This window comes from Phenylobacterium sp. (assembly GCF_022402485.1).
Classification (GTDB): Bacteria; Pseudomonadota; Alphaproteobacteria; order Caulobacterales; family Caulobacteraceae; genus Phenylobacterium.
In genome coordinates this window covers 43,497-61,833 of record NZ_JAKRSA010000028.1, presented here as the reverse complement: position 1 = coordinate 61,833, position 18,337 = coordinate 43,497, and the positions used below count along the sequence as shown (strand labels likewise).

Below are 18,337 nucleotides of genomic sequence, written 5' to 3'. Positions count from 1 at the left end.
GCGTGAACGGCCTCAAAGCTGCGGGGATTCAGCCAAACAGGGTCTCAGAAAAGGCCTTAGCGGCACTGGCGGCCTGCCGGGGTCCAAGGACCGACACCGCCGCCCGGCGGCTGGCGCAAAGATCGGCACCCAGACGGGCCAGATCGGCCAGGGTCACCGCCTCGATCCCCGCGGCGATTTCAGCGGGCGGCAGGGGACGGTCAAACAGAAGCAGTTGCGCAGCGGTCTGTTCGGCCCGGGCGAGCGGCGACTCCCGCATCATGAACATGGCCCCCTTGATCTGCGCCTTGGCGCGAGCCAGCTCCGCAGCGGTCACAGATTCCCCCAGACCCGCAATCTGGGCAGCGGCGACCTTGGCCAGCTCTGCGGCATCCTTGGCCGCGCAGCCGGCAAACACCCCCAGCACCCCCTGGTCAGCATAGGTTTCGCTATAGGCGTCCACCGCATAGGCCAGGCCCCGCTTCTCCCGGGCTTCCTGGAAAAGCCGCGAGGCCATGCCGCCACCGAGAATTTCGGCAAACAGCCGCAGGGCGAAATAGTCTGGAGAACTGACCCCCACGGTGGGCAGCAGGAAGACCAGATTGGCCTGCTCCAGGGGCTTGGTCTCCACGGCAGCGCCGCCCACAAACACGGCGTCGGCTGCGGTTACGGGCCCGTCTGGCCCCGTCGCCTTTGCGAAGTGCCGGTCGGCGAGATCAAGCAGTTGCGCCTCATCCACGGCTCCAGCAGCGCTGATGACCAGGGCGGCAGGGTCATAAAGGCTGGCCCGCCAGTGGGCGAGGCTGGTCGGGTCGGCGGACTCGATAGACTGCACCGTCCCCAGGATCGAGCGACCCAGGGGTTGGTCGCCATAGGCCGCTGTCTGGGCCATTTCGAACACCAGATCGTCAGGGGTGTCGGCAGCCTCAGCGATTTCCTGGCCGACCACCTGCTTTTCCCGGGCCAGGTCCTGGCCATCCAGCTTGGGCGAAAGGACCAGGTCGGCCAGAACAGCAGCCCCCAGGGCCAGGCCATCGGCCAGACAACGCACCTGGAAGCTGGTGCGTTCGTAGCCCGTGGCCGCGTTGATCTGGCCCCCTTGAGCCTCGATCGCCTCCACGATCGCCATGGCCGAGCGATCACCGGCCCCCTTGAAGACCATATGCTCTAGGAGGTGCGACCAGCCGTTCCGCGCCGGGTCCTCGAACCGCGCCCCCCGGCCCGCCACAACGCAAAGCGCAGACGTCTCAAGGCCAGGAATAGGGTCACAGACGACCCGCACGCCATTGGGCAGATGGTGGACCGACGCCAAGCCCTAGGTCTCGGCGAACGCGCGGACGCAGGCCTTGATGGCCTCGGAATCGGCGGGCAGACGCTCGAAACGTTCGGGGCGGTCAGCCAGGCTCTGGGTCCAGCGCGGCAGATCCGGCGTCACCGCCGTCGCCGCCGTCACGGCCTCCGGGAACTTGGCCGCATGGGCGGTCGACAGCACGATGACCGGTCCTGCGAGATCACCTGCCTTCCGCAGCGCAGCCACGCCCACCGCCGTATGGGGATCAATCAGCTCGCCGGTCTCATTGAGGGTGACCAGCATGGTGCGCCGGGTCTCATCCTCGCTCACCGCCACCCCGATGAACAGCTCGGCCATATAGGCGTGGGCCTGGGGGGGAATGTCGATATGGCCAGCTTCATTGAAGGCGGCGAACGCCCGTGCGGTCTCTACCGACTCCCGACGCACCGCCTCGAAATAAAGCCGTTCGAAGTTCGAGGCCGACTGAATGTCCATGGCCGGGCTGAGGGTCGCGGCGACCTCGCCCCGGGCATAGCGCCCGTCTTGGAAAGCCCGGGCCAGGATGTCGTTTGAATTGGTCGCCACCACGATCTTGGCAATGGGCAGGCCCATCCGGTGGGCCACATAGCCGGCGAAAGCGTCCCCGAAATTGCCCGATGGCACGCAATAGGAGACCGACCGCTCCGGCGCGCCCACCGCCACGGCGGTGGTGAAGTAATAGACGCTCTGGGCGACAATCCGGGCGAAATTGATCGAATTGACCCCCGTCAGGTCCACCGCCTGGCGCAGGCTCTGATCCTGGAACGCCGCCTTCACGATGGCCTGGCAGTCGTCAAAGGTGCCCTGAACGGCCACGCAGCGGACGTTGGATTCCACGGCCGTGGTCATGAACCGCCGCTGCACTTCAGAAATGCGGCCCTCCGGAAACAGGGCACAGACCCGCACATGGGCCCGGCCGCGGAAGGCTTCTACCGCCGCCCCGCCGGTATCGCCCGACGTGGCGCAGAGGATCGTCTGGGTGCGATTCTGGGCCGACAGCACGTGCTCATAGAGCCGCGCCAGCAGCTGCATGGCCACGTCCTTGAACGCCAGGCTGGGACCATGGAACAGCTCGGCCACAAAGGCGTCCGGGCTGATCTGAACCAGCGGGACCACGGCCGCATGGGCGAAGGTGGCATAGGCCTCTTCGCACATGGTGTTCACCGCCTCGCGGGGGATTTCATCGCCGGCAAAACGGGCCAGGACCTCGGCGGCCACATGGGCGTAGGGCTTGCCGCGAAAAGCCGCAATCTCAGCCGTCGTGAAGCTGGGCCAGGTTTCGGGGACATAAAGCCCGCCATCGGGAGCGAGCCCCGCCAGAACCGCGTCGACGAAACCGACCGCCGGGGCCTGACCCCGGGTGGAGACATACCGCATCACGTTTTCCATCTGCGCCAGAGCACGGCGGCATAGACGGCGAGCAAGGCGCCGGCAAGGCCGAACCAGGTCAGGGCATATTCCAGATGGCGGTTGGCGATCTCCCCGGGCAGCGGCGTCGGCTCCAGGGCCGGGAACTCCGGATTGGTCGGTGTTTCCGCCAGGAGGAACACCGGGGCCGGGGCCTGGACGCCCAGGGTGCTCGCCATCAGCGCCACGTCACGGGAGTACCAGACATTGGCGTCGGGGCGATTCTCAGGGGTGACGAAATTGGCGGGATCAGGATTCCGCAGAAGACCCGTTACCGCCACTTGGCGCTCTCCCCCTGGGGAAACCACCGGACGCTCGGTGACCGTGTCAGGGACGAAGCCGCGATCCACCAGCAGGGTCTCATAGCCGCCGCCGGCCACAGGACATGCGGAGATCAGCCGCTGGCCTGCCTGACCATCCTTGATGGCGTAGAGCTGGATGAAGGGTGCGGTATCCAGGCCCGGGCAGGTCAGACTGACCCGATAGAAGCCGAGATCTTCCCCGGAGGCGGCAAGGTCCAGGATTTCACCGGCCGGACGGGGTGGGGCCTCGGCCCGGCTCGCGATCTGGGCCAGCAGTTCGGATTTCCAGGCCAGGCGCTCCAGTTGCCACATCCCCAGGGCGATCAGGATGGCGAGCGAGACAAGCGTCGCCAGGGTTAGGCCAATGGGGACGTTTCGCAGACGCCGGGTATCAGTCATCAGATCGGGCCTCCGCTGCGCGGTTGGCGAACTGTGCGGCCAGCATGAGGCCCTTGAGGGGACGCAGCAGCCCCAAGGAGACGACCACGGTGAGGGGCATCCACAGGGCGAGGTGGAGCCAGATGGGTGGCCTGAAGGCCAGTTCCACATAGAGGGCGGCAAAGGCCACCAGAAATCCGGCGATCAGGATCACGAAGACCGCGGGGCCATCACCGGAATCAGCCCTGGCAAGGTCCTGGCCGCAGGCAGAACAGGCGGGGGCCACCTTCAGGAAGCCCACGAACAGCGGCCCCTGGCCGCAGTTTGGGCATCGCCCCATCACGCCATGGGCCAAGTGGCGCTGGATTGACATGGTCAGAACCTGCGCGGGTCTGGGGATGGACCCTCACCCGCGCAGGAAGATGACAGGGTGAGCCAGCAGAAGCCCTGGCTCGTCATCGACCTAGTGCCCCGCCCCGCCAAACACCACGTAGATGAAGGCGAAGAGGAACAGCCAGACCACGTCGACGAAGTGCCAGTACCAAGCGGCCGCTTCGAAGCCGAAGTGCTTCTGCGGCGTAAAGGCCCCACGCATCAGGCGCATGAGACAGACCGCGAGGAAGATCGTCCCCACCAGAACGTGGAAGCCGTGGAAACCCGTGGCCATGAAGAACGAGGACCCATACAGACCCGAGTTCATCGCCGCATCGTTGTAGAAATAGTCGTGCGACAGGATGTGGTAGTACTCGTAGGCCTGGATGGCGCTGAAGAAGACGCCGAGGATGATCGTCAGGATGAGGGCGAACTGAGCGCCCTTGCGATCGCCCTGCTGCAGGGCATGGTGGGCCCAGGTCACCGTGGTGCCCGACAGCAGCAGGGTCAGGGTGTTCACCAGGGGCAGGTTCCAGGCGGGAATGGTCTCGATGCCCTGGGGCGGCCAGGTCGCCCACGCCAGGCGGACCTCTTCGATATTCGAAAGGGTGCGGGCCTCATGGAAGAGGGCCATTTCGAAGAAGATCCAGAACCAGGCGACGAAGAACATCACTTCCGAAGCGATGAACAGGATCATGCCGTAGCGCAGGCCGAGATTGACCACGGGGGTGTGGTCGCCGGCATGGGCTTCCTTGGTCACGTCGATCCACCAGGCGGCCATGGTGATCAGCACCAGGGTGAGGCCGACGGCGAACAGCCACCAGGTGCCTTCCGGCAGCCCGAAAAGGCCCTTCATCCACATCACAAGGCCGACGGCCATGACGGTAGCGCCCACCGAGGCCACCAGGGGCCACGGGCTCGGATTGACTAGGTGATAGTCGTGCTTGACGCCTGATTGGGCCATATCGGTCCTAACCCCTCAAAATATCGTCCCGCCGACGGGTCGGATCGCGTCCGTCAGCGGTGGTCGTGTTGGTGCTATAGCCCCGGCCCTTACGATCCGCCAAGGGGGGAAGACGCAGTCTTGCCCGATGCGTCAGCCAGCGGGCCTACAGCGCCATCCTCATTGGATGGGAAGTAGGTGTAGGACAGGGTGATCTCGGCCTTGTTTTTCGTCTCAAAGTCCTCCGCGTATTCCGGATCGACGAAGTAGACCATGGGGAACTTGATCGTCTCCCCGGGGCCAATCGTCTGATCGTTGAAGCAGAAGCACTCGAGCTTGCGGAAGTAGGCCCCCGCAGCGGCCGGGACCACATTGTAGACGGCGCGGCCCGTCATCGGGACCGAACTGTTGTTGGTCACTTCGAAGAAGGCGAGACCGGTCTCGCCGATCTTCAGGGTCTGAGCCACATCCTGCGACTCAAAGGACCAGGGCAGGTTCCGGACATTGGTGTCGAAACGGATGTTCAGGGTCTGATTCAGGATGGTGGTCGGGGCGGACTCAGCCTGGCTTACTGTGCCGCCGAACCCTGTTACCTGGCAGAAGGCCCGGTACAGGGGCACCGAGGCGTAGGCCAGGCCGATCATCCCAACAAAGACACCCGTACAGATCAGCCCCAGGCGCAGGTTACGCCGAGCGGCTTCAGGGGTCGGGCGCTGCGGGTCAGAGAGGTCTATCGAGGACATTGGCTCCCAATCTAACAACGGTCACGAGGAAGACGAGAATAGCGAAGGTGATCAGGCCCAGGGCGATGGCGATGTTGCGCCCCCGGCGGGCCTTGAAGATGGGGTCTTGCTGCGGCGGGTTCGAGGGGGGCTTGGCCGGCACATCTTGCGGTGCGTCAGGTTCGCTCATCAGGCCGCTCCAGGCATAAGGTTGAGGAAGGCCGGCAGCCCCATCACCGCTTCCACCAGCAGGGTGGCGAAGATCAGGGTGAGGTAGAGGATCGAGAAGGCAAACAGGTTCCGCGCATCCTTGGCCCCGGCCCGGACATCGTAGAGCCGCCCGTCCAGCCGGGGGTCGGCACTGTCTCCGGCCCGGCTGCGCATGACCCGCCAGGCCAAGACCAGGAAGATCAGGCCGCCCGAAGCGGCCACGGAAAGGTATCCGACCCCGCCGAGACCCGTGAAAGCTGGCATCAGGCAGATCGGGACAAACAGCAGGCTGTAGATGAAGATTTGCCGCCGTGTGGAGGCGGCACCCGCCACCACCGGCATCATCGGAACCCCGGCCTTTTCGTAATCTTCGCTGCTGTAGAGCGCCAAGGCCCAGAAATGCGCCGGGGTCCACATGAAGATAATGGCGCAGAGCAGCCAGGCATTGAGGGGAACCTCGCCGGCGGCCGCGGCCCAGCCGATCACGGGCGGCAGGGCACCCGCCAGTCCGCCGATGACGATGTTCTGCGCCGTCCAGCGCTTCAGCCACATGGTATAGACGACGGCGTAGAAGAAGATGGTGAAAGCCAGCAGGCCGGCGGCCAACCAGCTGACCGCTACCCCCATGAACATCACAGACAGAAGCGAAAGGATAAGCCCCATCGACAGGGCCTCGGCCCCCTTGATGCGACCGGCAGGCACGGGTCGCCCCCGGGTCCGGCGCATCTGGGCGTCAATGTCGGCGTCATACCACATGTTCAGCGCGCCGGACGCGCCGGCGCCCACCGCAATACACAGGATTGCCACCGCGCCCAGCAGGGGATGGATCGGTGCCTGGGCACAGACCAGCCCTGTTGCTCCGGTAAACACCACCAGGGACATAACCCGGGGCTTGAGCAGCTGCAGGTAGTCCTGCCAGCGGGCCGGGGTGTCTGATGTAGCGGTGATGGCGCTCGTCATGGTCGCCAAAGACTTACTCCAAAAGGGACCCGCCAGATTTGCGAAGGGGCGCGGTTCGGTGTGACCGAGCCGCGCCCCCCAGCCGTCGAGCTGGCCGTTTAGTGGTGGCCGTCAGCCTTGATGACCGGCGGTTCGTTGAACTGATGGAACGGCGGCGGCGAAGGCAGGGTCCATTCCAAGGTGGTGGCGCCTTCGCCCCAAGGATTGGCCTCAGCCTTACGGCGCACGATGGCGGCTTCCAGCAGGATCAGCAGGAACCAGACCGTACCCACGGCGGTGATCGCGTAGCCCAGGGTCGAGATCTGGTTCCAGTAGGTGTAGGCGTCCGGATAATCGACGTACCGGCGCGGCATGCCCTGGAGACCCAGGAAGTGCTGCGGGAAGAAGATCAGGTTCACGCCGACGAAGGTGACCCAGAAATGGACCGCGCCGGCCCACTCACGGTACTTCACGCCGAAGATCTTCTCGAACCAGTAGTAGAAGCCCGCGAAGATCGCGAACACCGCGCCAAGGCTCAGGACGTAGTGGAAGTGGGCGACCACATAGTAGGTGTCGTGCAGGCTGTAATCGATGCCGGCATTGGCCAGGACCACCCCGGTGACGCCGCCGACGGTGAACAGGAAGATGAAGCCAATCGCCCACAGCATGGGCGTCTTGAAGCTGATCGACCCGCCCCACATGGTGGCGATCCAGGAGAAGATCTTCACCCCCGTGGGCACCGCAATGACCATGGTGGCGGCCACGAAATAGGCCCGCAGATTGATGTTCATGCCGACGGTGTACATGTGGTGGGCCCACACGATGAAGCCGACGAAGCCGATGGCCACCATGGCGTAGGCCATGGCGAGATAGCCGAACACGGGCTTGCGCGAGAAGGTCGCCACGATGTGGCTGATGATCCCAAAGCCCGGCAGGATCAGGATGTACACTTCGGGGTGACCGAAGAACCAGAACAGGTGCTGGAACATCACCGGGTCGCCGCCGCCGGCGGCATCGAAGAAGGCGGTGCCGAAGTTACGGTCGGTCAGCAGCATGGTGATGGCACCCGCCAGAACCGGCAGGGACAGCAGCAGCAGGAAGGCGGTGATCAGCACCGACCAGGCAAACAGCGGCATCCGGTGCAGGGTCATGCCCGGGGCGCGCATGTTGAAGATGGTGGTGATGAAGTTGATCGCACCCAGGATCGAGCTGGCACCGGCCACGTGCAGCGACAGGATGGCCAGGTCCATGGACGGACCGGTGTGGCCCAGGGTCGACAGCGGTGGGTAAATGGTCCAGCCACCGCCGAAACCACGGCCCGGGCCGCCATCGACGAACATCGACATCAGCAGCAGGACCCAGGCGGCCACCAGCAGCCAGAACGAAATGTTGTTCAGGCGGGGGAAGGCCATGTCCGGGGCGCCGATCATGATCGGCACAAACCAGTTGCCGAACCCGCCGATCATGGCGGGCATGACCATGAAGAAGATCATGACCAGGGCGTGGGCGGTCACAACGACGTTGTAGCCATGCTTGGAAGCATCGATCCAGCCGAGCTGGTCGAGCAGGGAGCCTTCAACGAAGACCTGCAGGCCCGGCTCAGCCAGTTCCCAGCGGATCAGGCCAGACAGCGCGCCGCCCACGATGCCCGCCATGATGGCGAACAGCAGGTACAGCGTGCCGATGTCCTTGTGATTGGTCGACAGGAACCAGCGGGTAAAGAACCCGGGCTTGTGATCGTGGTCGTCGTGAGCGTGTACGGCGGCTTCAGCCATCTTACTCTACCCCTGGTCAGTTCGCGGCCGCTGCGGCCACAGGCGCAGCGGACTCAGGCGGCGTAGCAGCCGCGTCTTGGGTTTCACCTTCGGTGGTCGCGGCATCGGCGGCAGCCGCCTCCACGGCCGGGGCCGCAGCGTCAGCGGCGGCAGCGGCCGCGAGGCCGGCGGGATTGCCGCCCTTGCTGGCGATCCAGGCGTCGAATTCGGCCTGGCTCACCACCCGGATCTCGATGGGCATATAGGCGTGATCAGCGCCGCACAGTTCGGAGCACTGACCGTAATAGATGCCTTCCTTCTCGGCGGTGAACCAGGTCTCGTTCACACGGCCGGGAATGGCGTCGGTCTTCAGGCCGAAGGCCGGCATGGCGAAGGAGTGGATGACGTCGGCGGCAGTGACCAGCACGCGGACTGTCTTGCCGACCGGAACCACCATGGGCTCGTTGGCCGCCAGGAGATAGGGCACGCCAGCGGCACGGGCGTCTTCCTCGGGCAGCATATTGGAGATGAATTCGCCAACCTCGTGGTCGGGGTACTCGTACCCCCAGTACCACTGATAGCCCACGGCCTTCACCGTCAGGTCCGGGCGCGGCATGTCGTGATAGGCAAACAGAAGCCGGAACGAGAAGATGGAGATGAACACCAGGATCAGCACCGGGACCAGGGTCCAGATGACCTCAATGGTGGTGTTGTGGCTGAATTTCGCCGGCACGGGGTTGGCGCGGGCGTTGTAGCGCACGATGACCCAGATCAGCAGCGCGGCCACGAACAAGGTAATGATCGTGATGATCGGCATCAGGATCACATCGTGGAACCAGATCGCATCATGCTTCAGCGGCGCAGCTGCCGGCTGAAGCCCGATCCCCTTAGGCGTGGGCTGGCCCATCAGGTCCTGGGCGAGGGCCTGAACACCCCAGAACGCCGTCATTGCGCCCGCCGCGGTCCCAGCCGCCAACGTCCGCATCCCCTGCAAACTCGACTTCATATCCCCTCGGTCTCTTTGGCGGTTTCGGCGTCCGGGACATCACCCTTGGCCGATCCGCGACTGAAACGAGGCTTACGCAGCGAAAAAGGCGTCCGCCGCCAGGCCCTCAAGGCGCGTGCATACGCGCTCTCCCCCAAATTGCCAAGGCGATAGCCAGCTTCAAGGGGTGGGACACAAAACTGACGATGACGGACCAAGTGACGCACTCCAAAACCTCATCAAAACCCCGTGAAAAGGTCGCCCCCGTGACGGCGGCCCTGGAAGTCCCTATGTCTTGTGAAACTGGCCCGTCGCCCGCCGAAGGATCACCGATGAACGCCCATATTTCCGCGCCCTCCATCCTCGACTCCTGCGGCGTCGCCCCTGAGCGGGCCCGCGAGATTCTTGGGGAGGCCCTGGCCGGTGCCGACGATGGGGAAATCTTCGCCGAACGCTCAGAGAGCGAATCCTTTCTGTTCGACGACGGTCGCCTGAAATCGGCGGCCTATGATTCGACCGAAGGCTTTGGTCTGCGGGTCGTGGCCGGCGAGACCGCCGGCTATGCGCACTCCAGCGAAATCTCCGAGGCCGCCCTGAAACGGGCCGCCGCCTCCGCCGCCCTGGCCAAGCGCGGCTATGAAGGGGTCGCCGCCGAAGGGCCGCGGGCCACCAATGTCCGCCATTATGGGGATGATGACCCCCTTGCCTCGCCGGACTTCGCTGACAAGGTCGCCCTGCTGCAGGAGATCGACGCCTGGGCGCGGGCGCGGGACCCTCGGGTGGTGCAGGTGATGGCCAGCCTCACCGGCGAACGGCGTATCGTCGAGATCCTGCGGGCCGATGGCCGGCTGATCCGCGATGTCCGCCCCCTGTCACGCATCAACATCCAGGTGACTGTGGAGAAAGATGGTCGCCGGGAGGCCGGGTTCTCCGGGGCCGGAGGCCGGGCTGGCTACGAGGCTTGGATCAATCCGCAATCCTGGCGCGATCAGGGCGAGGAAGCCCTGCGTCAGGCCCTGGTCAATCTTGAGGCCGTGGCCTGCCCTGCCGGCGAGATGGATGTGGTCCTGGGCCCGGGCTGGAACGGCGTGCTGCTGCACGAAGCCGTCGGCCATGGGCTGGAGGGCGATTTCAACCGGAAGGGCACCTCAGCCTTCTCCGGAAAGATCGGCCAGCGGGTCGCGGCCCCCGGGGTGACAGTCTTTGACGACGGTGCCCTGCCCGGCCGCCGGGGTTCGCTGACCGTCGATGACGAGGGCACCCCCACCGAGCGCACGGTGCTGATCGAAGACGGCATCCTGGTAGGTTACATGCATGACCGGATGAGCGCCCGACTGATGGGACTGGCCGCCACGGGCAATGGTCGCCGCCAGTCCTATGCCCACATGCCCATGCCGCGCATGACCAATACCGCCATGGAAGGGGGAAATACCCCCCCGGCCGAGATGATCGCTGCCACCAAGCGCGGTCTCTATTGCGCCAATTTCGGTGGCGGCCAGGTGGACATCACCAACGGCAAGTTCGTGTTCCAGTGCACCGAGGCCTATCTGATCGAGGACGGCAAGGTGACGCGGCCGGTGAAGGGCGCAACCCTGATCGGCGACGGTCCCTCGGCCCTGACCCGGGTGACCATGGTCGGCGACGATTTCGACTTTGACCCCGGGGTCGGTGTCTGTGGCAAGTCAGGCCAGAGCGTTCCTGTGGGTGTCGGCCAGCCGTCCCTGAAAATCACCGGCCTCACCGTCGGCGGCACGAGCCTCTAGAGCGTTCTCGCAGCAGCAAGCCCGCATCGCTCGTCGGGTAGAGTTTGTATAATATTCTGATTTAGAAAGATTTTCGCCCGATCTGATTAAGCCATTCAGATCGGACAGGGCTCAAGGGCCCAGCATTTCAAAACTGACGGCGGCACCGCCATATTTCAAGCCGCCATCCAAGATTTAACTGGAGCACAGGGACAACCTGGCTCATCTCCCGCGCAGGAGACGGTCCTATGAAACAGAAACGCCGCTTGGCTGCGCTCATCGCGGCAGGGCCCCTCATGTTCCCGGTTGTGGTCCAGGCCCAGGTGCCGGGGCCTGCTGCGCCCGCAGGCCAAGGGGTTATCAGCTATGGGCCGGAGTTCTTTGCCGACGCCCACCCGACGACGGCCCTGGATATGGTTCAGCGTTTGCCCGGCTTCGTGGTCGAGGGCGGCGACAACGTCCGCGGTTTCGAAGGCGCGGCGGGCAATGTCCTGATTGATGGCCGGCGCCCCGCCTCCAAGGCCGACAATCTGGAGGAAATCCTTAGGCGGCTTCCGGCCTCACAGGTCGAACGGATCGATCTCATTCGCGGCGGCGCCCCTGGCGTCGACATGCAGGGCCGCTCGATGATGGCCAATGTGATCCGCAGTCAGGCCAGCACCATGCAGGGCCTTGTCGCCCTGGCCAATCGCCAGATCTATGACGGTCGCAATGTAACGGGGTTCCGGATCGACGGATCGGGCCGCAGCGGGGACCTGTCGTGGGAAACCAGCCTGGTGGGGGGACAGGGGCCCGACGACGAGGCCGGCGAGGGTCTCCGAACCCGAGTGGATCGCAATGGCGCGCCGCTGATCATCAGTGACGTGGACAGCGAAGGACTCGGAACCAACGCCGCCTGGACCGGGGCACTGGAGCGACCGCTTTGGTCTGGCCTGCTGCGAATCAATGGCCGCCTGTCCACCAATGGTGATGAATATGACGAACTGAACCTTGCCCGAGGGGCCGGTCCCAGGGAAGTTTCCCAAGATGTTTTCGACCGGCTGGGCTCTGAAATCGGCGCCAGCTATTCGCGCCCCTTGAGCCCCCGCACGAGCCTCGAGCTGATCGGCCTTCGGCAGACCTCCAACCAGACGATCGAGTCCAATTTCAGCACCCTGGTCGACCGCGCCCGCTTCGGCCTTGAGAGTGACAGGGTTGAGACGATTGGCCGAGGCGTCGTGCGCTGGCGTCAGACCGACGCCCTCTCCTGGGAGGTGGGCGGCGAGAGCGCGATAAACACCCTGGAGAGCAACACCCGCTTTGCCCGCAATGGCGCAAACGTGGTGCTGCCTGCCGCTAATGTAGAGGTGGAGGAGCGTCGCAGCGAGGCCTTCCTCAAGGTCGCCTGGCGGGTCACCCCGCGCCTGAACCTGGACGGTGCCCTGCGCTATGAGGCCTCTGACATCACCGCCGAGGGCGATGTGCAGTTAGAGAAGTCCCTGGCCTACGCCAAACCCCGGCTTAGCCTCAGCTGGGCGCAGGACCCTCAAACCCAGCTGCGCTTCAGTGTCGAGCGCAACGTAGGCCAGCTGAATTTCGATGACTTCGTCGCCTCATCCTCCCTGAACACGGGCGTGCTGACCGCGGGCAATCCGGACCTCAACCCCGCGCAGGAGTGGCTGTTTGAGGCGGCGTTCGAGCGCCGGTTCTGGACCAATGGCGCGGCCGTGATCAGCCTGCGCCACGCCGAGATCAACGATGTGGTCGACCGGGCACCGGTCCGGCTGGCGTCAGGCAGTGTCTTCGATGCCCCGGCCAACATTGGCGCTGGCACGCGCTCCGAACTGGCGCTCAACCTGACTGTGCCCTTTGATCGGTTCGGCCTGAAGGGCGCCCAGCTGCGCACCGAGGTGCAATGGCGGCGCTCGGAGGTGGCAGATCCCACCACCGGGGAAACGCGAGAAATCTCCGGCCTCAGCCCCGTGGTTTGGGAGACCTTCTTCACCCAGGATCTTCCCAATCTGAAGGCCAGCTGGGGCATCGACGCGATCGGCGGATGGCGTGAAACCGCCTATCGGTTCGATGAAATCTCCACGGTGAAGATGGGGACCTACGTCACGCCCTTTTTGGAGTGGCGACCCAGGGCGGCCTGGGTGCTGCGGTTCGAGGCCCCCAACATCACCGATCGCGGGGTTCGCCGGACCCGCACAGTCTATGCCGGGCCCCGTGACACCGCCCCTGTGGCCTTCATCGAGGACCGTGACCTGAGCTTTGGTCGCATGATCCGCATGCGGGTCAGTCGAACCTTCGGGGGCTGAGCCGGAGCGCTTTCAGGATCTGACGGCGTCCACCCCAACCCCCAAGGTTTCAGCCCGAGCGGCTGTCGCTCAATGTCTGCGGGTTCACCGCCTGGCGCTCACCATCAACGGTCGGGGCGAAGGGTTCAGGGGCTGCGCCCTGGCCCGGACCTGCCCCATGGGCCCAGCCCTTGATGAAGAAGCTGAGCACGATGAACACCGCCCCGGCCGCCAGGCCCCAGTAGCCGAGCATCTGGAAGACCTCGAGGGAACTGCGCAGGGCTGCGGCAGGGTCTAGCACCTGGCCGCCCACGGTCTCCGTGCCGGCCAGGGCGGCGATCCAGCCGCCCACATATTGGGCGATGGCGCTGGAGAGGAACCAGACGGCCATCATGAACGACACCACCGAGGCCAGGGAGAGCTTGGTAATCTCCGAAAGCCCCACCGGCGACAGGAACAGCTCGCCTGTGGTGTGCAGCAGATAGAGCAGGCCGAGCACCATGAGGGGCAGACGGAAGCTAGGGTCGGCCAGGCCCGCGCTCCACACCACCACCATGAAACCGAGACCCGCCTGGGCCAGGGCCAGGCCGAACTTCATGGTCGGATCGGGGTCCAGCCCCCGACGACCGAGGAAGGCCCAGAGGGCGGCGAAGATCGGGGCGAAGATCAGGATGAAGCCCGCATTGAAGGACTGCACCTGGGCGGCACCGAAGCGGGTGTCGATCCAGCTCCACCAGCCGCCTTGCGCCATACCGGCCGCCGCGAGCTGATCCGGAGTCCCCACCGGAATGCCGAAGAAGGTGCTCGCCTGGCTGGTGATGGACAGATCCACATTTCGCGCAGCAAACAGGTTCAGAGAAGTGCCGGCCTGTTCGAACAGGGTCCAGAACACCACCGATCCGAAGATCAGCACCATGGCCAGCATCATCCGCTGGCGCTCGACCTTGGTCTGACAGACCCGCACGATCACATAGGCCACGATCCCCAGGGAAATGACGATGGCGGCAGAGAGCACGGCACCGACCACGGCCTTATGCTGCACCAGCCACCACACCCCCGCGATGGCAGGGATGGTCGCCAGATAGATCAGCCATTCCCGATTCACCGGGCCCACCACGGGCTTGGCCAGCAGTTCGGGATTGGGCGGCTCGCCCTTGCCCTGCAACAGCGGTTTGCCGAGGACGAAGACAATCCAGCCGAGCGCCATGCCGATCCCGGCCAGGCCAAAGCCATAGGACCAGCCGTACTGCTGGCCGAGCAGCCCACAGAGCACCGAGGCCCAGAACGCGCCGAGATTGATCCCGTAATAGTAGAGGGTGAAGCCCGAATCCCGCCGGGGATCGCCCTGCGGATAGAGCTGGCCGACGATGGCGGAGATGTTCGGCTTGAGGAAGCCGACCCCCAGGATGATCAGCGACAGGGCGAGGTAGAAGACATTGATCCCCACGGGATCAGCAGTCTTGATCAGCTCATAGCTGCCCTCGGGCAGGACTGCCGGAAGCGGGGCCGATGCTGGCAGGTCGATGATCTGCAGACCGCCGCCTTCAGCGCGACCGAAGGCGTAAGCCTCGCCGTCCACCATCAGCCGGACCTCACGGTCATCCATGCGGCCCTCCAGCGAGACCTCATAGGCCTGGCCGGCATAGGTCAGGGTCTCACGGGTGGGCTCGCCCTCCACGGCCATCGCCAGATGGCCGGCCACAAGCAGCAGGGCGCCAAACGCCACGGCCTTGCGGGTGCCCAGGTAGCGGTCCGCCAGGATCCCCCCGATCAGGGGCAGCAAATAGACCAGCGAGGTGTAGGAGCCGTACTGGCTGTTAGCGATGTCGTCATCAAACAGCAGGTGCTGGGTCAGATAGAAGATCAGGATGGTCCGCATGCCGTAGTAGGAGAACCGCTCCCACATTTCGGCAAAGAACAGGACGATCAGGCCCCGGGGATGGTTGCGCATCAGCTGCAGCAACACAGGAAGCCCGGTGAGCAGCGTGATGATCACGCCGAGCACAATGACGATGTTCATGGATCGACTTCCGCTTGATCTGCATAGAGCCAGCCACGCAGGCCGACATCCGGGTTCATTCAACCCGGGCGGACCGGGAAAGTGGGGAGAAGATCACGCGACTGCGCGGGAGACAAGCAAGGCTTGCCCAAGGCACCGCAGGCGCAGGGGGATCAGGGAGCCCCAGGACGGGCTGAGGCGTTAAGCCGGGGAGACAGGAGAATCCCCCATGAGCCCTAGAGACTCCGACCAGGTCCTGGAAATCTACCCGGCCCCAACGCGCCTGCGGGCGGCCTATCGGGGACACGTGCTCGCCGACAGCAACGACGTGCTGATCCTCAGTCAGGGGACGCGGACGCCGGTCGCCTATTTTCCCAAAAGTGATGTCGAGCTGGGCTATTTCGCCAGGAGCGACCAGGCAAGGCACTGCCCGACCACGGGCGACGCCGCCTGCTTCACCTTGACCCTGGACGGCGAGGTTCTGGAGCACGTGGCCTGGGTCCATGAGGAGCCACTACCGGCGGCTGTTCAGCTCTCCGACCGGATGGCCTTTCAGGCAGGCCGCATCGAGGTCTATGGCGTCAGCCCAGAGACCGCCCCTGGCGATCGCTTCACCGACGTGGACGCCGTGGTTCAGCACACCGATTCCGGCGGCGGCCAGAGCCAGCAGCCCCATTGGCCGTCCAACGTTACGCCCCGCACCGACAGGGAGTCCTGACGCGCGTTGGCACGCCAGTCCTAGAACGCCATGGTCTTGTAGACCTTGGACAGGTCGCCGCCCCACGGGCCATGGAACTGTTCCAGCAGCCGTTCGGCCGGGGTCACACCGCTGTCGGCGATAGCCTCAAGCTCCGCCAGATAGCCGGTTTCATCGATCATCCCGCCGCTGAGACGATTGCGCGCCTTCAATCCCTGACGGGCGATCGCCACGACATCTTTGGAGACATCCTGCAGGCTGCGACCGGCGATCTGCGCCTTCAGACCCACCCGGGCAGCCTGGCCGCGCAGGACCTCATGGTCCTCCACCGACCAGTCCTTGCAGAGGTCCCAGGCGGCATCGAGGGCAGCCTGGTCGTAGAGCAGTCCGGTCCAGAGGGCCGGCAGGGCGCAGAGGCGGCTCCAGGGACCGGCGTCCGCGCCGCGCATCTCAAGGTAATATTTGAGGCGGACCTCGGGGAACATGGTGGTGACGTGATCGGCCCAGTCCTTGATGGTCGGGCGCTCACCGGGCAGCTCAGGCAGCTGACCCGCCATGAAATCCCGGAAGGACCGGCCGGCCACGTCGATGTAACGGCCCTCGCGCTTGACGAAGTACATCGGCACGTCGAGGGCGTAGTTGGCGTAGGTCTCGAAGCAGAATCCGTCCTTGAAGACAAAGTCCAGCATGCCGGTCCGGTCGGGGTCCACGTCGGTCCAGACATTGGCCCGGGCCGACAGGAAGCCGTTGGGCTTGCCCTCGGTGAACGGCGAGTTGGCGAACAAGGCCGTGGCCACCGGCTGCAGGGCCAGGCTGGTCCGGAACTTTTTGATCATGTCGGCTTCGGACCCGAAGTCGAGGTTCACCTGCACCGTGCAGGTGCGGAACATCATATCCAGGCCCATGCCGCCGACCTTGGGCATATAGGCGCGCATGATCTTGTAGCGCCCCTTGGGCATCACAGGGATCTGATCCCGGGTCCAGGTGGGGGTGAAGCCAAGGCCCAGGAAGCCCAGACCCAGCTCGTCGGCCACGGCCTTGACCTCGGTGAGGTGACCGCCAGTTTCGGCGCAGATCTCGTGCAGGTCGCCGAGCGGCGCCCCTGAAAGCTCGAACTGACCACCGGGCTCGAGGCTGACATTGGCGCCGTTGCGCTCCAGCCCGATGAGGGTCTCGCCCTCATAAACACCAGACCAGCCAAAGCGCATAAGGCCCGTGAGCAGGGCGTGGATGCCTGCGGGACCCTCATAGGGGACCGGGGAATGATCGGTCAGATAGAAGGGAAACTTCTCGTGCTCGGCACCGATGCGCCAGTCCGCCTTGGCTTTGGAGCCGTCGGCGAACCAGGCCACCAGGTCTTCGAACACCAAGGGGCGCTCGTCGCAAATGACGTCGGCCATGACTCTCTCCCCAGCCCGCCAGTGTTTTCGCCATGGCCGAGGCCCTCAGCGGCGGCGATCTTTACGCCGTTCGATGACGTGGGTGCAACGATGAGAAAGTGCAATGGCGCCTCAACACATCAGGTTGCGGTCGTCCCAGTCCCCACAGACGCTTTGCCAGAGGGTGAGGGCGCTGATCGCCGCGGTGTCGGCCCGCAGGATCCTCGGCCCCAGAGTCCCAGGCACGGCCTGATCTAAGCTGCGCAATCTGGCCCGCTCGGCCGGGGAAAAACCGCCCTCCGGACCAATCAGGACTGCCCACGCTCCCTTGGGCTGACCGGCGAGTGCGTCCATCACCGGCGGGGCATCGCCCGCCTCGTCACAGAACAGCAGGCGTCGTTCCGGCGCCCAGGACTCCAGCAGGACAGCCAGGCGAACAGGCTCAAAAATCTCCGGAAGGTCGATCCGCCCGGTTTGTTCTGCGGCTTCGGTGGCAATGGTGTTGAGCCGCGGCAACCGCACATGATCGGGATTGGTGCGCTCGGTCAGCACCAGCCGAATCCGGCGCACACCAAGCTCGCAGGCCTTTTCGACAATGGTCTCCAGCCGCGCGCGTTTGACCACGGCTACGATCAGATCAAGATCTGATCCTTGGGTCTGGGGCCTGGCCTGGGCCTCGACCTGCAGCACCGCCCCGCGCTTGCCACTCTCGGCGACGACGGCACGCCATTCCCCGTCACGGCCATTGAACACCAGCAGGGCATCGCCGGGTGCCCGGCGCATGACGGCGATCACATAGCGGCTCTGGTCGGGGTTCAGGCCAAGCCTCGCCCCGGGGGCCAGATCATGGGTGACAAACAGTCTGATCATGCGCCGCTTTCTAATGGGAGACGGTGGTTCGCGCATAGACCATGGCGCCAAGG

At 64.9% G+C, this 18,337-nt stretch carries 16 protein-coding genes; 3 read left to right on the top strand and 13 right to left on the bottom strand.

Going from position 1 to position 18,337, the window contains the following annotated elements:
* Positions 1-28: 28 nt before the first annotated feature.
* The 10 genes from MH112_RS11710 to coxB all read right to left on the bottom strand — a co-directional run bounded on the left by MH112_RS11710 (position 29) and on the right by coxB (position 9,342).
* Complete coding sequence (locus MH112_RS11710) at positions 29-1,291, bottom strand: pitrilysin family protein (protein ID WP_296567962.1); 1,263 nt, start codon at positions 1,289-1,291, stop codon at positions 29-31.
* Positions 1,292-1,294: 3 nt separating this feature from the next.
* Complete coding sequence (gene thrC / locus MH112_RS11705) at positions 1,295-2,686, bottom strand: threonine synthase (RefSeq protein WP_296567959.1); 1,392 nt, start codon at positions 2,684-2,686, stop codon at positions 1,295-1,297.
* Complete coding sequence (locus MH112_RS11700; protein ID WP_296567957.1) at positions 2,686-3,417, bottom strand: SURF1 family cytochrome oxidase biogenesis protein; 732 nt, start codon at positions 3,415-3,417, stop codon at positions 2,686-2,688. The genes thrC and MH112_RS11700 overlap by 1 nt, the downstream gene beginning before the upstream one ends.
* Positions 3,410-3,769, bottom strand: coding sequence for a DUF983 domain-containing protein (locus MH112_RS11695; RefSeq protein WP_296567956.1), 360 nt, complete (start codon positions 3,767-3,769; stop codon positions 3,410-3,412). Before MH112_RS11695 ends, MH112_RS11700 begins: the two co-directional genes overlap by 8 nt.
* Positions 3,770-3,859: 90 nt before the next feature.
* Positions 3,860-4,732: a cytochrome c oxidase subunit 3 gene (locus MH112_RS11690; RefSeq protein ID WP_296567953.1), complete on the bottom strand. Its 873-nt coding sequence runs from the start codon at positions 4,730-4,732 to the stop codon at positions 3,860-3,862.
* Between the two features lie 89 nt (positions 4,733-4,821).
* A complete protein-coding gene (locus MH112_RS11685) occupies positions 4,822-5,454 on the bottom strand; it encodes a cytochrome c oxidase assembly protein (RefSeq protein ID WP_296567951.1) in 633 nt (210 codons plus the stop codon).
* The gene (locus MH112_RS14975) at positions 5,432-5,623 is read right to left on the bottom strand and encodes a hypothetical protein (protein ID WP_365787089.1); all 192 of its coding nucleotides are present in this window, start codon (positions 5,621-5,623) and stop codon (positions 5,432-5,434) included. Before MH112_RS14975 ends, MH112_RS11685 begins: the two co-directional genes overlap by 23 nt.
* Positions 5,623-6,603 (bottom strand): heme o synthase, encoded by a 981-nt coding sequence (cyoE, locus tag MH112_RS11675; RefSeq protein ID WP_296568082.1) that lies wholly within the window; start codon positions 6,601-6,603, stop codon positions 5,623-5,625. The genes MH112_RS14975 and cyoE overlap by 1 nt, the downstream gene beginning before the upstream one ends.
* Positions 6,604-6,701: 98 nt before the next feature.
* Positions 6,702-8,357: a cytochrome c oxidase subunit I gene (gene ctaD, locus MH112_RS11670; RefSeq protein ID WP_296567949.1), complete on the bottom strand. Its 1,656-nt coding sequence runs from the start codon at positions 8,355-8,357 to the stop codon at positions 6,702-6,704.
* Between the two features lie 16 nt (positions 8,358-8,373).
* A complete protein-coding gene (gene coxB / locus MH112_RS11665; RefSeq protein WP_296567947.1) occupies positions 8,374-9,342 on the bottom strand; it encodes a cytochrome c oxidase subunit II in 969 nt (322 codons plus the stop codon).
* A gap of 311 nt (positions 9,343-9,653) precedes the next feature.
* Between coxB and tldD the strand changes: the two genes are divergently transcribed.
* Together tldD and MH112_RS11655 are read left to right on the top strand one after the other, a co-directional pair.
* The gene (gene tldD, locus MH112_RS11660) at positions 9,654-11,084 is read left to right on the top strand and encodes a metalloprotease TldD (protein ID WP_296567945.1); all 1,431 of its coding nucleotides are present in this window, start codon (positions 9,654-9,656) and stop codon (positions 11,082-11,084) included.
* A 227-nt stretch (positions 11,085-11,311) separates the two neighbouring features.
* Positions 11,312-13,360, top strand: coding sequence for a TonB-dependent receptor (locus tag MH112_RS11655; protein WP_296567944.1), 2,049 nt, complete (start codon positions 11,312-11,314; stop codon positions 13,358-13,360).
* 49 nt (positions 13,361-13,409) lie between these two features.
* Here the strand turns inward: MH112_RS11655 and MH112_RS11650 are convergent, their stop codons facing one another.
* On the bottom strand, positions 13,410-15,359 hold the full coding sequence (locus MH112_RS11650) for an oligopeptide:H+ symporter (RefSeq protein WP_296567942.1): 1,950 nt from the start codon (positions 15,357-15,359) through the stop codon (positions 13,410-13,412).
* A gap of 208 nt (positions 15,360-15,567) precedes the next feature.
* On the opposite strand from MH112_RS11650, the gene MH112_RS11645 reads away from it, so the two are divergent.
* Positions 15,568-16,056 carry a DUF427 domain-containing protein gene (locus MH112_RS11645; RefSeq protein ID WP_296567941.1) on the top strand — a complete coding sequence of 163 codons (489 nt, stop codon included), beginning with the start codon at positions 15,568-15,570 and terminating at the stop codon, positions 16,054-16,056.
* 20 nt (positions 16,057-16,076) lie between these two features.
* On the opposite strand, the gene MH112_RS11640 is transcribed toward MH112_RS11645, so the two are convergent.
* Positions 16,077-17,435: a glutamate--cysteine ligase gene (locus tag MH112_RS11640; protein ID WP_296567939.1), complete on the bottom strand. Its 1,359-nt coding sequence runs from the start codon at positions 17,433-17,435 to the stop codon at positions 16,077-16,079.
* 111 nt (positions 17,436-17,546) lie between these two features.
* Positions 17,547-18,284: a 16S rRNA (uracil(1498)-N(3))-methyltransferase gene (locus tag MH112_RS11635; protein ID WP_296567938.1), complete on the bottom strand. Its 738-nt coding sequence runs from the start codon at positions 18,282-18,284 to the stop codon at positions 17,547-17,549.
* Positions 18,285-18,337 lie beyond the last annotated feature (53 nt).

What these genes read in the sequence shown, in the direction of transcription:
- thrC (WP_296567959.1), bottom strand. Translation starts at nt 2,686, where the DNA reads ATGCGGTATGTCTCCACCCGGGGTCAGGCCCCGGCGGTCGGTTTCGTC.
- MH112_RS11700 (WP_296567957.1), bottom strand. Translation starts at nt 3,417, where the DNA reads ATGACTGATACCCGGCGTCTGCGAAACGTCCCCATTGGCCTAACCCTG.
- MH112_RS11695 (WP_296567956.1), bottom strand. Translation starts at nt 3,769, where the DNA reads ATGTCAATCCAGCGCCACTTGGCCCATGGCGTGATGGGGCGATGCCCA.
- MH112_RS11690 (WP_296567953.1), bottom strand. Translation starts at nt 4,732, where the DNA reads ATGGCCCAATCAGGCGTCAAGCACGACTATCACCTAGTCAATCCGAGC.
- MH112_RS11685 (WP_296567951.1), bottom strand. Translation starts at nt 5,454, where the DNA reads ATGTCCTCGATAGACCTCTCTGACCCGCAGCGCCCGACCCCTGAAGCC.
- MH112_RS14975 (WP_365787089.1), bottom strand. Translation starts at nt 5,623, where the DNA reads ATGAGCGAACCTGACGCACCGCAAGATGTGCCGGCCAAGCCCCCCTCG.
- cyoE (WP_296568082.1), bottom strand. Translation starts at nt 6,603, where the DNA reads ATGACGAGCGCCATCACCGCTACATCAGACACCCCGGCCCGCTGGCAG.
- ctaD (WP_296567949.1), bottom strand. Translation starts at nt 8,357, where the DNA reads ATGGCTGAAGCCGCCGTACACGCTCACGACGACCACGATCACAAGCCC.
- coxB (WP_296567947.1), bottom strand. Translation starts at nt 9,342, where the DNA reads ATGAAGTCGAGTTTGCAGGGGATGCGGACGTTGGCGGCTGGGACCGCG.
- tldD (WP_296567945.1), top strand. Translation starts at nt 9,654, where the DNA reads ATGAACGCCCATATTTCCGCGCCCTCCATCCTCGACTCCTGCGGCGTC.
- MH112_RS11655 (WP_296567944.1), top strand. Translation starts at nt 11,312, where the DNA reads ATGAAACAGAAACGCCGCTTGGCTGCGCTCATCGCGGCAGGGCCCCTC.
- MH112_RS11650 (WP_296567942.1), bottom strand. Translation starts at nt 15,359, where the DNA reads ATGAACATCGTCATTGTGCTCGGCGTGATCATCACGCTGCTCACCGGG.
- MH112_RS11645 (WP_296567941.1), top strand. Translation starts at nt 15,568, where the DNA reads ATGAGCCCTAGAGACTCCGACCAGGTCCTGGAAATCTACCCGGCCCCA.
- MH112_RS11640 (WP_296567939.1), bottom strand. Translation starts at nt 17,435, where the DNA reads ATGGCCGACGTCATTTGCGACGAGCGCCCCTTGGTGTTCGAAGACCTG.
- MH112_RS11635 (WP_296567938.1), bottom strand. Translation starts at nt 18,284, where the DNA reads ATGATCAGACTGTTTGTCACCCATGATCTGGCCCCCGGGGCGAGGCTT.